The organism is Microvirga makkahensis (genome assembly GCF_009830105.1).
Lineage (GTDB): Bacteria > Pseudomonadota > Alphaproteobacteria > Rhizobiales > Beijerinckiaceae > Microvirga > Microvirga makkahensis.
Map to the genome: position 1 here is coordinate 187,978 of NZ_WURB01000004.1, position 14,692 is coordinate 202,669.

The 14,692-nt window shown below is 65.5% G+C and carries 12 protein-coding genes; 7 read left to right on the forward strand and 5 right to left on the reverse strand.

Annotated elements, in window-relative coordinates; all coding sequences use genetic code 11:
• Window positions 1-42: 42 nt before the first annotated feature.
• The 5 genes from GR328_RS07455 to GR328_RS07475 all read left to right on the forward strand — a co-directional run bounded on the left by GR328_RS07455 (window position 43) and on the right by GR328_RS07475 (window position 7,994).
• Window positions 43-2,604: a DUF3772 domain-containing protein gene (locus tag GR328_RS07455; protein WP_246215743.1), complete on the forward strand. Its 2,562-nt coding sequence runs from the start codon at window positions 43-45 to the stop codon at window positions 2,602-2,604.
• Window positions 2,601-3,098: a CAP domain-containing protein gene (locus tag GR328_RS07460; RefSeq protein ID WP_160883891.1), complete on the forward strand. Its 498-nt coding sequence runs from the start codon at window positions 2,601-2,603 to the stop codon at window positions 3,096-3,098. The genes GR328_RS07455 and GR328_RS07460 overlap by 4 nt, the downstream gene beginning before the upstream one ends.
• A gap of 103 nt (window positions 3,099-3,201) precedes the next feature.
• Window positions 3,202-5,181 (forward strand): ABC transporter ATP-binding protein/permease, encoded by a 1,980-nt coding sequence (locus GR328_RS07465; RefSeq protein WP_160883892.1) that lies wholly within the window; start codon window positions 3,202-3,204, stop codon window positions 5,179-5,181.
• 108 nt (window positions 5,182-5,289) lie between these two features.
• Entirely contained in the window at window positions 5,290-7,092 is a 1,803-nt protein-coding gene (locus tag GR328_RS07470) for a glucan ABC transporter ATP-binding protein/ permease (RefSeq protein ID WP_160883893.1), read from the forward strand.
• A gap of 32 nt (window positions 7,093-7,124) precedes the next feature.
• On the forward strand, window positions 7,125-7,994 hold the full coding sequence (locus tag GR328_RS07475) for an alpha/beta fold hydrolase (protein ID WP_160883894.1): 870 nt from the start codon (window positions 7,125-7,127) through the stop codon (window positions 7,992-7,994).
• A 1-nt stretch (window position 7,995) separates the two neighbouring features.
• Here the strand turns inward: GR328_RS07475 and GR328_RS07480 are convergent, their stop codons facing one another.
• The 3 genes from GR328_RS07480 to GR328_RS07490 are packed head-to-tail and all read right to left on the reverse strand — an operon-like array spanning window position 7,996 to window position 11,059.
• The gene (locus tag GR328_RS07480; protein ID WP_160883895.1) at window positions 7,996-9,294 is read right to left on the reverse strand and encodes an HlyC/CorC family transporter; all 1,299 of its coding nucleotides are present in this window, start codon (window positions 9,292-9,294) and stop codon (window positions 7,996-7,998) included.
• A 2-nt stretch (window positions 9,295-9,296) separates the two neighbouring features.
• A complete protein-coding gene (aroB, locus tag GR328_RS07485; protein WP_160883896.1) occupies window positions 9,297-10,433 on the reverse strand; it encodes a 3-dehydroquinate synthase in 1,137 nt (378 codons plus the stop codon).
• The gene (locus GR328_RS07490; RefSeq protein ID WP_160883897.1) at window positions 10,430-11,059 is read right to left on the reverse strand and encodes a shikimate kinase; all 630 of its coding nucleotides are present in this window, start codon (window positions 11,057-11,059) and stop codon (window positions 10,430-10,432) included. Before GR328_RS07490 ends, aroB begins: the two co-directional genes overlap by 4 nt.
• Window positions 11,060-11,196: 137 nt before the next feature.
• Here GR328_RS07490 and GR328_RS07495 point away from each other — a divergent pair, with 137 nt between their 5' ends.
• A complete protein-coding gene (locus GR328_RS07495; RefSeq protein ID WP_160883898.1) occupies window positions 11,197-11,346 on the forward strand; it encodes a histidine kinase in 150 nt (49 codons plus the stop codon).
• Window positions 11,343-12,275, forward strand: a complete 933-nt coding sequence (xerD, locus tag GR328_RS07500; protein WP_160883899.1) for a site-specific tyrosine recombinase XerD — start codon at window positions 11,343-11,345, stop codon at window positions 12,273-12,275. Before GR328_RS07495 ends, xerD begins: the two co-directional genes overlap by 4 nt.
• 460 nt (window positions 12,276-12,735) lie before the next feature.
• Here the strand turns inward: xerD and metW are convergent, their stop codons facing one another.
• Both metW and metX read right to left on the reverse strand, forming a co-directional pair.
• Window positions 12,736-13,380, reverse strand: coding sequence for a methionine biosynthesis protein MetW (metW, locus tag GR328_RS07505; RefSeq protein WP_160883900.1), 645 nt, complete (start codon window positions 13,378-13,380; stop codon window positions 12,736-12,738).
• Complete coding sequence (gene metX, locus GR328_RS07510) at window positions 13,380-14,549, reverse strand: homoserine O-acetyltransferase MetX (protein ID WP_160883901.1); 1,170 nt, start codon at window positions 14,547-14,549, stop codon at window positions 13,380-13,382. The genes metW and metX overlap by 1 nt, the downstream gene beginning before the upstream one ends.
• Between the last annotated feature and the right edge of the window lie 143 nt (window positions 14,550-14,692).

Here is a 14,692-nt window from a genome sequence, read left to right on the forward strand (position 1 = left end):
CGATGAACCAGCCCGCAAGGGGAATGCGACAAGGCGGACTGAATGACCGGAGTTGGACTGAAGCGGCTGTTTTCGGCTGCAATCGTTGCATGCGGCCTTGCCTCTGCAGGCGTTGCCTTTGCTCAGCAGGCGCAAACGCCGCCCTTGGCCCAGTCTCAAGCCCCTGCGCCGCAGGCTCCAGCTCCGGCGGCGCCGGCTCAGCCGCCCACTCAACCCTCCGACGCGCCCGCCGCCAGCGTTTCTGCCGAGACCAAGGCAGCCCGCGCCAAGCTCGATGGCTTCGAGGCCGACCTCGATCAGAAGGAGCTGGCGCTCCAGGGACGCACCCTGTCCGATGCCGAGCTGCAAAATCTGCGTCAGCAGATCGAACCGATCATCGCTGAGATTCGGACCGTCATTCAGGAGCAGGCGCCGAGGCTGGAGGCGAGCCGCCAGCGTCTCTCCCAGCTCGGGCCGAAGCCGGCCAGCGGCCAGCCGGAGGAAAGCGCTGACGTGGCCCGGGATCGCGCCGACCGCGAGGCCGCCGTCGCCGAACTCGACGAAACCCAGCGCCTCGGGCGTGCGCTTCTGGTGCAGGCCGAGCAGCTGAGCGCCGAGATCGGCGATCTGCGCCGGGCCGGTTTCGCACGCGCGCTATTCGAGCAGAGCGACGGCCTTCTCAGTCCCAATCTTTGGATGAGCGTGATCCAGGCGATCCCGCAGGAGTTGAGAGCCCAGCGGGTCGTGCTCTCGGATACTCTCGAGCAGGTGCAGCGCAATGCAACGCTTGGCGTGCTCCTGCTTCTCGGCGTGGCCGTCGGTGTGGCCGTCGCGCTCTATGTCGGCCGTCGCTCGCTTGCGCCGCGACTCATCCGGCGCGATCCGGCGATCACGGATCCTTCGCGCCGCAGTCGCCTCATGGCCGCGATCGGCGTTCTCGTGTTCAGCGCGGGTCCCGCCATTGCGGGGAGCTGGATCGTCTGGGTCGCGTTCGACTCGATCGACATGGTGACGCCGCGCCTGGAGGAGGTGGTGCGATCCCTGCTCGGCGGTTTGGCGTTCGTCGCCTTCGTGCGTGCGCTCATCGATGCCATCCTCGCACCGGATCACACGTCCTGGCGTTTGATCCCGGTGCGGGACGAATCGGCCGCACGCATCATGGGCTTCTCGATCATCTTGGCGACTGTGCTGATCGTCGGGAAGGTCATCGAAGCGTTCAACAAGGCCGTCGCTGCTGTCCTGCCCATTACCGTGATGACCAGGGCCGTTTTCGCCTTGGCGATGGCGCTCATTTTTGCCGAACTGCTGCGCCGCTTCGCGGCTGGCGAGAGTCAGGACGAGAGCAGCCTTGGTCCCTATGTCACGCGTGAGGTCGATATCGGAGGCCCCCTGCGGAGCCTGGGCTGGTTCATCGTCGCCATCGTCATCGGCGGCGTGCTCGGCGGGTACACGGCACTCGCCTCCTTCGTGGTCGATCAGGCGATCTCGATCTCCCTGATCATCGCGATGCTTGTTCTCGGCATCACGCTCGCGGATGAATTCATCGCCGGATCGCTGCGCGGCCCGAGCAGGCTCGCCACGACTCTGCAGGCCAATACGGGCATCCGCCGCCGTTCGCTGGAGCAGATCGGCGTGCTGGCGAGCGGCGTCGCGCGGCTGGCGCTCATCATTCTGGCTCTCCTTCTGATCCTGCTGCCCTGGGGCATCGAGTCCGCGGATGTGACGAGCTCGCTACGGGCGCTTTTCTTCGGCTTCAGCGTCGGCGACGTCACGATCTCCCTGTCGTCGATCCTGATCGCGGCGCTTCTCTTCGCGGCAGGCTTCACCGTCACGCGCATCATTCAGCGCTGGCTCGACAACACCTTCCTGCCGGCGACCGATCTCGATGCAGGCCTGCGCAATTCGATCCGTACGGCGGCGGGGTACGTGGGCATCATCACGGCAGGCGTCGTCGCCTTCACCTATCTGGGTCTCAGCCTGGAGCGCCTGACCATCGTCGCCGGCGCCCTGTCGGTGGGTATCGGTTTCGGCCTGCAGTCCATCGTCAACAACTTCATCTCGGGCCTGATCCTCCTGTGGGAGCGTCCGATCCGGGTCGGCGACCTCGTAGTCGTGGGCGACGGCGAGGGCTATGTGCGCCGGATCAATGTACGCTCCACCGAGATCCAGACCTTCGACCGCTCGACGTTGATCGTGCCGAATTCGAACCTGATCTCCGGCATCGTGCGCAACCGGGTGCGCAACGACCGCGTCGGACGCGTGATCGTTACGATCCCCGTGCCTCGTTCGAGCGATCCGGATCTGATGGCGGGCATCATGCGCAGCGCGGCGCTGGCCCATCGCGAAGTGATGAGCGAGCCCTCGCCGCGGGTCATCTTCAAGAAGGCCACGGAGAACACGATCGAGTTCGATCTCGTCTGCTTCGTGGACGACATTGATGCGGCAGGTAGCGTGTCGAGCGATCTCTACTTCGAGATCTTCCGGGAATTGCGCAAGGCGGGGATCGGCGTGCCCGGACCCGTCGCTCCTGCTCCCGAGCCCAAGGCGGAGAAGGCGGACGCATCCAGAAAGGAGGGAGCTGAGGATGAAACCTTAACCCTTCTCAAGGATAAGTCCTCTGCATGAAAAGCCTCATTTGCTTAAGCCTTTCGGCACTCGTCCTGGCAGCCTGCCAGTCCGAGCAGCGCCATGTCCGCTCGCAGACGCCGAGCTTCTATGCCTCCATGGCCAGGACCGGGGCCGCGGTGGATGCGGCCATGGCGCGCGACATGATCGGCGCCTACCGCCGCAACAACGGCTTGGGTCTGCTCACGCTCGATCCCGAATTGCAGGCGGCCGCCCAGGCCGAAGCCGAGGCCATGGCGTCGGCGGACAGGCCCAGCTCCGCCGACGCGTTCAAGCGCCGGCTGCTCTCGGATGGCTTCGTCGCGCCGGCGGCCAACCTTTCAGCGGGCTACCATACCCTTGCCGAGGCCTTCTCCGGCTGGCGCGAGAGCCCGCAGCACAACCGGGTGCTGCTCGATCCCAAGGCGACGCGGATCGGCATCGCTACGGCTTATGCGCCGAATTCCAAGTACAAGGTTTACTGGGCTTTGGTGCTCGCGGCAGACAAGACCTGAGCCGAAGGCCGGGTCTTTCCAGATCGGCTGGAACCTGAGTCGAAGCGTCGCTCTTTAGCTTTAACGCCGGATTGCGGTGTAAGAGTGTGCTTCGAAAAAGACCATGCCGGACTTCGATCCTAAGCTGGGCAGGCAGATGCCCCCGCCCCCTGCGGCGGGAAGCAATCAGGATGTCGGTCCCGGTCAGGATACGACGCTGGCGAAGGAAGCCGACCACGCCGCCGCTCACCAGAGCGAGCCGCAGGCTCTAGGCACATCCCCAGAGATGAAGCCCGGCATCGGACGGGAGCTGTTCCTGCTGTTCCGGGACATGTTCCGAAACCGGAAGGGCTGGCCGATGATGCGGCTTGCCCTTGCAATCCTGGTCGTTCTCATCGGCAACATGGTGGGACAGGTCCGCCTGAACCAATGGAACGGCGCCTTCTTTGATGCGGTGGAGAAGCGCAATACGCCGGCCTTCTTCGAGCAGCTTCTCGTCTTCGTCGCCATCGTCGCTGCGCTGCTTGCCCTGGTCGTAGCCCAGACCTGGCTGCAGGAGCGGCTGAAGATCCGTTTGCGGCAGCGCTTGACACAGATTCTGCTCCATCTTTGGCTGAAGCCCAACCATGCCTATCAGCTCGGCTTCATGGGGGAGGCCGCCCGTCAGCCCGATCAACGCCTCCAGGAGGATTGCCGCCTCTTTTCAGAGCTCTCGACCGAGCTGGGGGTCGGAATGCTGCAGGCTTTTCTCCTGCTCGTCAGTTTCATCGGGGTCCTGTGGACGCTCTCCGGTGAGACAACCTTCGTCATTCGCGGAGACGAGATCACGATCCCCGGCTACATGGTGTGGGTCGCCATCGGCTATGCCGGAATCGGCTCCGGCCTGACCTGGCTTGTCGGGCGTCCGCTGATCCGCCTCAACACCCTCCGTTATGCGCGCGAGGCCGACCTGCGTTTCGCGCTCGTGCGGGTCAACGAGAGCGCGGAGAGCGTATCCCTCTACAACGGCGAGGACGACGAACGGCGCAATCTCGACGAATTCGTGGAGGCGGTCCTCAGGGCGACGCGCCGCCTGTCCGGTGCCCTCGCGCGCCTGACCTGGATCACGTCGGGTTACGGCTGGTTGGCGATCGTCGTACCGATCCTGGCGGCCGCGCCGGGTTATTTCAGCGGACGTCTTTCCTTCGGCGGCATGATGATGGTGGTCGGCGCGTTCAACCAGGTGCAGGCGGCGTTGCGCTACTTCGTGGACAACTTCCCGAAAATCGCGGACTGGCGCTCGGCCGTCCTGCGCGTCGCCACTTTCCGGCAGGCGGCGATCGATCTCGAGGAGGTGACGGCCGAGAACGGCAAGATCGACATTCAGCCGCATCCCAAGGGCTGGCTCAGCTTCGAGGGGATGACCATCGCCTTGAGCGACGGCAGCATCCTCATCGAGGACGCGACGGCGGAGATCCAACCCGGTGAGCGCGTTCTGATCATGGGCGAGTCCGGGGCGGGCAAGAGCACATTGTTCAGGGCTGTCGCGGAGCTCTGGCCCTGGGGCTCCGGCACGATCCGCCTGCCTCCGGGGCACGAAATGATGTTTCTGCCGCAACGGCCTTATCTCCCCCTGGGAACTCTCAGAGCCGCGCTCAGCTATCCGGCCTCGCCCGACACGTTCAACGATGCGGACATTCGCGCCGCCCTGGACCGCTGCGGATTGGGCGAGTTCGTGGACATGCTCGACAGGAACGAGCGCTGGGACAAGACCATGTCGCTCGGCCAGCAGCAGCGTGTCGCGTTCGCCCGCGTTCTGCTGCACAGGCCGCGCTGGGTGTTCATGGACGAGGCCACCTCCGCTCTGGACGAGGAAAACCAGGCTGCCATGCTCTCCCTGTTCGAGAACGAGCTGAAAGGCGCGACTGTGATGTCCATCGGGCACCGGCCGGGCCTGGAGGAGTTTCACACGCGCACCCTTCACATCCGCAAGACCGAGGAGGGTGCGATCCTGCTGGCGAAGCCAAGCCTCCGGCGGGCCGCGCATCCGCGGCGGAGATGGATCGGCCATCTGCACAAGCGGTTCGGAAGGAGCAGCCATGATCCCAGCCAGAGCAAGGGATGATGTGTCGATACGGCCGAGCCTCGGTACCCGGCTCGAACAGGGTTGCGAACCCCCCCGTCGCCAGCGGAGTTCTTCCTCCGAGCTTCACCCTGCCGACAGGCTGACACCATGCGGCTGATCAGACTTTACGTGCGCGTTCTCGGCCAACTCGGGTCGGACCTGAGGGTTGGCGCCCTGCTCGCCCTGGCGAATGTCGCTCTGGCGATCTCGGCCTTCGCCGAGCCGATCCTGTTCGGCCGCATCATCGACGTTCTCACCCGCGCTCAGATCCCGGGCTCGGCGCCCGTCACCTTCTCGGTGCTCACGCCGCTCATCGTCGCCTGGGTGGCCTTCGGCCTTTTCTCCATCGGGGTCGGTGCGCTCGTGGCGCTTCATGCGGACCGGCTGGCCCATCGCCGCCGCCTCGCCGTGGTCGCCAATTACTTCGAGCATGTTCTCGAGCTTCCGCTCGCCTTTCACACCTCCACCCATTCCGGCCGTGTCCTGAAGGTGATGCTGGAAGGCTCGGGCGGCATGTCCTGGTTGTGGCTCGGCTTCTTCCGCGAGCATCTGTCGGCGATCGTCGCTCTCGTGGTGCTTCTGCCGCTCACCGTGTTCCTGAACTGGCGGCTGGGGCTTCTTCTCGTGGCGCTCGTCGGCGTCTTCGCGGTGCTCACCGCCATCGTCCTGCGCAAGACCGAGACCCTGCAGGGGTCCGTCGAGCGCTACCACTCGAGCCTCGCGGAGCACGCCTCCGATGCCCTCGGCAACGTTCCCGTGATCCAGTCCTTCACGCGCATCGAGGCGGAAAGCCGCTCGCTGCGTGCCATCATCCAGCAATTGCTGCAGGCGCAGAACCCGGTGCTGTCCTGGTGGGCTCTCGCCTCCGTGGCGTCCCGCGCATCGGCCACCATCACGGTGACAGCCATCTTCCTGCTCGGCACGTGGCTGCACCTCAACGGCCTCGCCAGCATCGGCGAGATCGTCACCTTCATGAGCATGGCGACGATGCTGATCGGCCGCCTCGAGCAGGCGGTGAGCTTCATCAACCAGCTCTTCATGCAGGCGCCGAAACTGCAGGAGTTCTTCGAGATCCTCGATACGGCACCCGCCGTCCGCGATCGGCCGAACGCCAAGACCGTCGACCGCTTCGAGGGCGAGGTCATATTCGACAATGTGAGCTTCTCCTATGATGGAAAGCGCTCCGCCGTGCAGGACGTTTCGTTCGCGATCCGGTCCGGCGAAAACGTGGCGCTGGTCGGCGCCACCGGATCGGGCAAGTCCACGACGCTCGGTCTCCTGCACCGGGCCTTCGACCCGCAATCCGGCTGCATCCGGATCGATGGCGACGACATTCGCGACCTGACGCTCGGCTCGCTTCGCCGCAATATCGGCGTTGTGTTCCAGGAGCCGATGCTCTTTGCCCGCACGATTCGCGAGAACCTGCAGGTCGGGCGTCCCGGTGCCGCCGATGACGAGATGATCGAAGCCCTGCAGCGCGCGCAGGCGATCGAGTTCATCTCGCGTCAGGCGGAAGGTCTCGATACGGTCATCGGCGAGCGCGGGCGCTCCCTGTCGGGCGGCGAGCGCCAGCGGCTTTCCATCGCGCGCGCCTTGCTGAAGAACCCGCCGATCCTCATCCTCGACGAAGCGACGAGCGCCCTCGACGCGGCCACCGAACAGAAGCTGCAGCGTGCCCTCGACGAGGTGATGAAAGGGCGCACGACCTTCGTCATCGCGCATCGTCTCGCGACGATCCGTAACGCCGATCGCATCCTCGTCTTCGACCAGGGGCGCGTCATCGAGACAGGGAGCTTCGATGAACTCGTGGCCAAGGGCGGGCGCTTCGCCGGACTGGCCCGCGCACAGTTCATGGCGGCGGAGGAACCGGCTCGGCAGGCGCCGCGGGATGCCGCCGCGGCGCCTGCGTGAAACGGACTCTTCAAACATTCCGGGAGAAGTAGATGCAGGCAGTCGATTCTCAAGCGCCGGGCATTCGCCTCCAGGTCAACGGCATCACGCTCCATTGCCTCGAGGCCGGCCCGAAGGATGGCCCTCTGGTCATTCTGCTGCATGGCTTTCCCGAGTTCTGGTGGGCTTGGCGCTACCAGATCGAGCCCCTGTCCGGAGCCGGATACCGCGTCCTCGTGCCGGACCAGCGCGGATACAACCTCAGCGACAAGCCGGAAGGCCGCGGAGCCTACGGCCTCGACACGCTGGCACGGGACGTCGTCGGCCTGAGCGATGCACTGGGATACGGCGCATGTTCTCTCGTCGGCCACGACTGGGGCGGCTTGGTGGCCTGGTGGGCGGCAACGCGGCATCCTGACAGGTTCGAGCGGCTTGTGGCGATCAACGCGCCGCATCCTGCCATCACCGGCGCCTATATGCGCCGTCATCCGAGCCAGATGCTGAAAAGCTCCTACATCGGCTTCTTCCAGCTGCCGTATCTGCCCGAGGTCCTCTTCTCGGCAGGGGACTACCGGACGCTCAAGCGAGCGCTCCAAAGCACGAGCCGGACCGGCACGTTCTCGGAACGGGATCTGGCGGAATACGCCAAGGCCTGGAGCCGTCCCGGTGCGCTCACCAGCATGCTGAACTGGTATCGTGCGCTGCCGCTCACTCTGCCCAGCCGGTCATCGGGCACGCTCGGCATGCCGGTGCTGGCGATCTGGGGAATGCGGGACCGGTTCCTGGAATTCGGCCTCTGCGAACAAAGTTTGACGCTCTGCGCCCGTGGCAGGGCCATGCCTCTCCGGCAGGCGACCCATTGGGTCCATCTGGAGGAGGCCGAGACGGTCAATCGGGCGCTGCTGGATTTCCTGAAGACGTGAGTCAGCTCTCGCGACGCACCAGGGCGAGAGGGGTGATCCTGAGCGCCGTGATGCGGTTGCGCGACTTGCGCAGAACCTGAAACCGGAAGCCGTGGAAGGTGAAGATCTGGCCCGTGTCGGGAATCGTCTGCGCCTCGTGAATCACGAGGCCTGCGATGGTGGTGGCCTCCTCGTCCGGCAGGTTCCAGTCCATGGCGCGGTTGAGATCACGGATCGGGACCGATCCATCCACGTTCACAGAGCCGTTCGGCTGAGGGCGGACGCCCTGCATGGAGAGATCGTGCTCGTCCTTAATGTCGCCGACGATTTCCTCGAGGATGTCTTCGAGGGTCACGAGACCCATCACCTCGCCGTATTCGTCCACCACGAGAGCGAAGTGGGTTTTTCGGGCGAGAAACGCCTTGAGCTGGTCGCGCAGAGACGTAGTGTCCGGCACGAACCAGCTTTCCAAGGCGATCGCCTCCACCTTGAGCTTGCCGGCATCGCCGCCGACGGCGTCGAGGGCGCGCAGCAGGTCCTTGGCGTGAAGGACGCCGACGATGTTCTCCTGGCTCCCGCGCCAGAGCGGCATGCGCGTATAGGGAGAGGAAAGCACTTCGCGCACGATCTCCTCCGATGAAAGATCCGCATTGATGGTGCGCATCTTCGTGCGGTGGACCATGACTTCGGAGACGGTGAGGTCCTCCAGATCGAGCAGGCCCCCCAGCATGTCGCGCTGCACCTTCGCAACGCCGCCCTCCTTGTGCAGCAGGGCGACCTGCCCGCGGATTTCCTCGGATGCGGACAGGATCGGTGTGTTCTCTCCGATCCGGATCCCGAAGGGGCGCAGCATCAGGCGCGCGAGACGCTCGATGGCGATCGCCAGCGGCCCGAGCAGCGCCACGACCCAGGACATGGGCCGCGAAAGAAACAGGGAGACGTTGTCAGCCGATGAAATGGCGACCGTCTTCGGCAGCACCTCCGCGAAGACGATGACCAGCACCGACATGATCGCGGTCGCATAGAGCGCACCCTCGTCGCCGAAGATCGCGACGAGTGCGCTCGTGGCGAAGGCAGAGACGCCGATATTGACGATGTTGTTGCCGATCAGGACGGTGCCGATGAAGCGCTCGCGCATTTCGAGGAGGCGGTTCACCAGGCGCGCGCGCTTGTCGCCGCTCTTCTCCAGCATGAGCATGCGGGACCGGGATGCGCCCGTGAAGGCCGTCTCACCCGCCGAGAAGAAGGCGGACAGCAGAAGACAGAAGACGACGACCATAGCCGCAAACCAGAGGTCGCCGGAAGAGGATTCCTCGATCATGGTCAAGTTGCGTCGATTTCGCTCGTTAGGAAGGCGCGCACTTTCTCCGCTTCGACGCCGGGAGCGATGAAGCTCTGCCCGATGCCTCGTGCCAGAATGAACGTGAGCGATCCGCCTTTCACCTTTTTGTCCTGTGTCATGGCGTCCAGAAGCTCATCGACCGTGCCGCATCCTCCCGGTACATGGGACAGGCGGGTGGGAAGTCCAACGCTCTTCAGATGCGCCTCGACGCGCTCGGCGTCGGAGAGCGGGCACAGCCCGAGGGCGGCGGAGAAGCGGAATGCAAGGGTAAGGCCGATGGCCACGCCCTCGCCGTGGACGAGGCGCGTGGAATCGTAACGCGTGATCCGCTCGAGCGCATGGCCGAAGGTATGGCCGAGATTGAGCAGAGCGCGGTCGCCGGTCTCATGCTCGTCGCGCACCACCACGGCGGCCTTGGCGCGGCAGCTCTGCGCCACGGCCTCGTCGCGCTCCGGGCCGCCGTCGAAGATGCCTGTCCAATTGCCTTCGCACCAAGCGAAGAAACGCGCATCGTCGATCAGGCCGTATTTCGCCACCTCCGCATAGCCCGCGCGCATCTCGCGAGCGGGAAGCGTGTCGAGCAGGCTCGTGTCGGCCAGCACGAGGCTCGGCTGGTGGAAGGCGCCGACGAGGTTCTTGCCGTGGCGCGAGTTGATGCCGGTCTTGCCGCCGACGGAGGAATCGACCTGGGAGAGCAGGGTGGTCGGCACCTGCACGAAGCGCACCCCCCGGCGCACCACTGCGGCGGCGAAGCCCGCGAGGTCGCCGATCACGCCGCCGCCCAAAGCGACCACGAGATCGCCCCGCTCGATCTTGGCTTCGAGCACCGCGTCGCAGACCCGCTCCAGGCCGGCATAGGATTTCGTCGCCTCTCCCGGCGGAAGAGTGATCACCGCCGTGCGCAAGCCGTTTGCCGCGAGAGAGCGGCTGAGGGCCTGCGCATAGAGCGGACCCACATGCTCGTCCGTCACGAGGGCGGCTGCACGGGCGCCGAGGGCCGCGATGCGGGCGCCCGCCGCCTCGATCAGCCCGCGCCCGACCAGGATGTCATAGGCCCTGTCGCCCAGGGGAACGGGAACCGTGATGGCGGATGCGGTCTGAGCCGGTATGCTGCTCATTCGGCCTCCCCCGGCTTTTCCGTGTCGAGCCATGCGCCGAGAGCCTCGACGATGTCGGCCACCACGCGGTCGTGCGGCGCCTCGTGCGAATCGATGGTCAAATCCGCCAGGGCGTAGACCGGATAGCGAAGCTCCATGAGCCGGCGCATGGTCCCTTCCGGGTCGGGATTGCGCAGGAGGGGCCTGGTGTCGCGCTTGCGGACGCGGCGCATGAGAATGTCGAGATCGGCCTTCAGCCACACCGAAATGCCGTGCTCGGCAATGTTCTGGCGGGTCTCCGCGTTCATGAAGGCCCCGCCCCCGGTGGCGAGGACGATGGGGCCGTCCTGGAGCAGCCGCGCGATGACGCGGCGCTCTCCGTCGCGGAAGTACTCCTCGCCGTGGATGGCGAAAATGTCGGGGATCGTCATGCCGGCGGCCGCCTCGATCTCGTGATCGGCGTCGCGGAAAGGCAGTTTGAGCATCTGGGCCAATCGACGGCCCACCGTGCTTTTTCCGGCGCCCATGAGACCGACGAGCACGATCGACCGCGTGCCGAGCTGGCGGCTGATGGGATGGCCGCGCCGGCTGCCTAGTGTCTGCCCGCCAGCTTCATCGAGCGGATTGAAGCGGCTGATATTGTTCATGCCCCTGTCCTAGCACGGGGCTCCGGCTCTGTCACAGGGAGGTTATTGGGCCGTCGCGCATATCCCTAACCTTAGGTTAGGTCTTGCCTTTGCGGCCCATGCATGGTTCTACCGAGGTAACGCTCAAAGAGGATCCCTTGCCCACTCTCTTCCGGTTTCTTCTCGTCGTCGCCATTCTCGCGGGCCTGGGGTTCGCCGCCATGTACGCGCTGGCAACCCTCGTCAACCCGGAGCCGCGCGAGATCACGGTGCCGGTGCCCACCCAGCGTGCCCCCTCGTCCTCATGAGCGGGGCGCGCCAGGCCAGCCTTTTCCTGGATATGCTCGCCGCCGAGCGCGGTGCTTCCAAGAACACGCTCGAGGCCTATCAGCGCGATCTGGACGATTACCTCGCCTATCTCGATGAAACGGGCGTCCGGCCCGACTCCGCCTCCGCCGCCACCATCCGGGGCTTCATGGCGAGCCTTGAGGAGCGGGGCCTGAAAGCCTCGTCCGCCGCCCGCCGGCTCTCCGCGGTTCGCCAATTCCACAAGTTTCTGTATGTGGAGGGCTATGCTCCCGCAGATCCTACGGCGGCCGTGTCGGCCCCGAAGCGGGGCAGGGCGCTGCCCAAGGTCCTCTCCGTCGACCAGGTGGATCGGCTGCTGCAGGTCGCTCATGAGGGTGTCTCCCGACCGGGAGCCTCGCCCGCCGAGCGGCTGCGGGCGGCCCGCATGGCCTGCCTTCTGGAGCTGCTCTACGCCACCGGGCTGCGCGTCTCCGAGCTGGTCTCGCTGCCCCGCAGCGCGGCCAAGACCCGTGAGCGCTTCCTCGTGGTGCGAGGCAAGGGCGCCAAGGAGCGTCTCGTGCCCCTCACGGATGCCGCGCGGGATGCCGCGCGCGCCTATCTCGCGCTGCTGGAGGAGCTGGGCAGGGCCGTGGGCCCATGGCTGTTCCCTGCGGACAGCGAGACAGGCCACCTCACCCGCCAGGCTTTCGCGCGCGACCTGAAGGCGGTCGCGGCCGGCGCGGGCCTGCGCGCCAACACGATCAGCCCCCACGTGCTGCGCCATGCCTTCGCCAGCCATCTGCTTCAGAACGGCGCGGACCTGCGCGTGGTGCAGGAACTGCTCGGCCATTCCGACATCTCGACCACGCAGATTTACACCCATGTGCTGGACGAGCGCCTGAAGAGCATGGTGCGCGATCTGCACCCGCTGGCATCGGGGGAGGGATGACCGTCGAGCCAGGTGCGATGTCCAAGAACTATGCCGCGAATATCCTGGCCAGTCGGAAAAATGGTACGCTCTGACTTCGGCGCCACTGGAAATTTTGCTCAGGAGAATGGAGCTAAGTCTCTGGAGCATCGGACCCGGAAATGGAATCCACCTTTGGGATCCAGGCCGAGGCCCCATTCTCTGAACAGCGCATCCTTGGCGCGGAAAACCGGGTCCACTGTTCCGCACAATGCGCTAGCCGTGCCCGGCTTCGTTATACGTTATTGCTTTTCAAATCTCATGTATATCGACTGCCGCGACGATGTTCACGAGACATCGCGCGAGAGAAACAGCTGAAGGGCTCGAACAGAGCCTGGCAGATCAGGCATGCCGAGCAATCCGACCCTGACCGGAGCGATCTCGATCCAACGGCCCTCCGATGGGCTGGTGTCATCCCCGGCCGGGAGACACCGGAGCGAATTCACCGCCGCTTCAGCAGGAACACGCCCTGGTCCCCGAGCAGGTTCCACACCCACCAGGGCAGGCTTACCTGCATCGGCTTGCCGCCGGCATTCAGGGCCACCGCCTTTTCCATCTGCGCGCCGACTTCCCGGCACAGCTCCACGAAATCGCGGATGGTGCAGAAATGGATGTTGGGCGTGTCGTACCAGGAATAGGGCAGGTTCTCCGTCACCGGCATCCGTCCGCGAAATCCGAGGTCCACGCGCACGCGCCAGTGGCCGAAATTCGGAAAGGAAACGATGGCGCGGCGGCCGATGCGCAGAAGATTTTCGAGCACCACGCGCGGCTGGCGCGTCGCCTGGATCGTCTGGGAGAGGATCACGTAGTCGAAGGCATCGTCGGGATAATCGGAGAGGTCCGTGTCCGCGTCGCCCTGTATTACCGGCAGGCCCTTGGCGAGGCAGGCGTTCACCCCCTCGCGGGACAATTCGATCCCGCGTCCGTCCACATTCTTGCGCTCGCGCAGGAGGGAGAGGAGCGCGCCGTCGCCGCAGCCTACGTCGAGCACCCGCGAGCCCGGCTCCACCATCTCGGCGACGAGCAGAAAATCGAGGCGGTGGCCCGTGATGCTGTCGGTGGCAGGCACGGCGAGACTGGATGCCATCACGGGATCCCCCGCGCCCGCGCCGCCGCGTCGATGAAGCCGTAGGCCGCGGCGAACATTTCGGGCTCGTCGAGCAGGAAGGCGTCGTGGCCCTTGTCGCTTTCCACCTCCACGAAGGCGACGGAGGCGGCGGCCGCGTTGAGCGCATGGACGATGGCGCGCGAATCCGAGGTCGGGAACAGCCAGTCGGAGGTGAAGGATATCACGCAGAAGCGCGTGCCCGAGCCTTGGAAGGCTCTCGCCAGCGAGCCGCCATGTTCGGCGGCAAGATCGAAATAATCCATCGCCCGCGTCACGTAGAGATAGGAATTGGCGTCGAAGCGCTCGACGAAGGAGATGCCCTGGTAGCGCAGATAGCTCTCGATCTGGAAATCGGCGTCGAAGGAGAAGGTCGGCGCGCTGCGGTCCTGGAAATTGCGGCCGAATTTCCGGTGCAGTGCCATCTCCGACAGGTAGGTGATGTGCGCGCCCATGCGGGCCACCGCGAGACCCTTGGAGGGGCGCGTGCCCTCGAGCAGGTAGCGCCCGCCGCGCCAGTCGGGGTCGGCCATCACGGCCTGGCGGCCGACCTCGTGGAAGGCGATGTTCTGAGCGGAGTGGCGGGCGGCTGCGGCGATGGGCAGCGCCGCGAAGACCCGGTGCGGGTAACTCGCAGCCCATTGCAGCACCTGCATGCCGCCCATGGAGCCGCCGATCACGCAGAACAGGGATTCGATGCCGAGCCTGTCGATCAGGGCTCCTTGGGCGCGCACCATGTCGCGGATGGTCACGACAGGAAAGTTCAAGGCGTAGGGCTGGCCCGTGGCCGGGTCGGTGGAGGCCGGGCCCGTGGTGCCCATGCAGCCGCCGATCACGTTGGCGCAGATCACGAAGAAGCGGTTCGTGTCCACCGGTCGGCCTGGGCCGACCATGGTTCGCCACCAGCCGGGCTTGCCGGTCACGGGGTTGTCGTTCGCCACATGCTGGTCGCCGGTGAGGGCATGGCAGATCAGCACGGCATTCGACTTGTCGGCATTGAGGGTGCCGTAGGTCTGGTACGCGATCTGCCACGGGGCGAGCGCAATCCCGGCATCCATCATCAGGGGCTCGTCCGCGCCGAAGCGCATGACAAGACTCGACGGGTCGTCGGCTTGGCTTCGCGCTTCCAGGGAGAGGGGGGATAATGTCATGGATGGCCGCAACTGCGTTCGGTTTGCCGAACAACTCGTAATTCGAACAGGTCCGATCGTCAACGAACATGACGTCCGGCGGGGGCTTTCGTTCGGGCGGGGGGCGGATCGGGGAGGCCCTCCGCGCATGCTTCTTTGCAGCG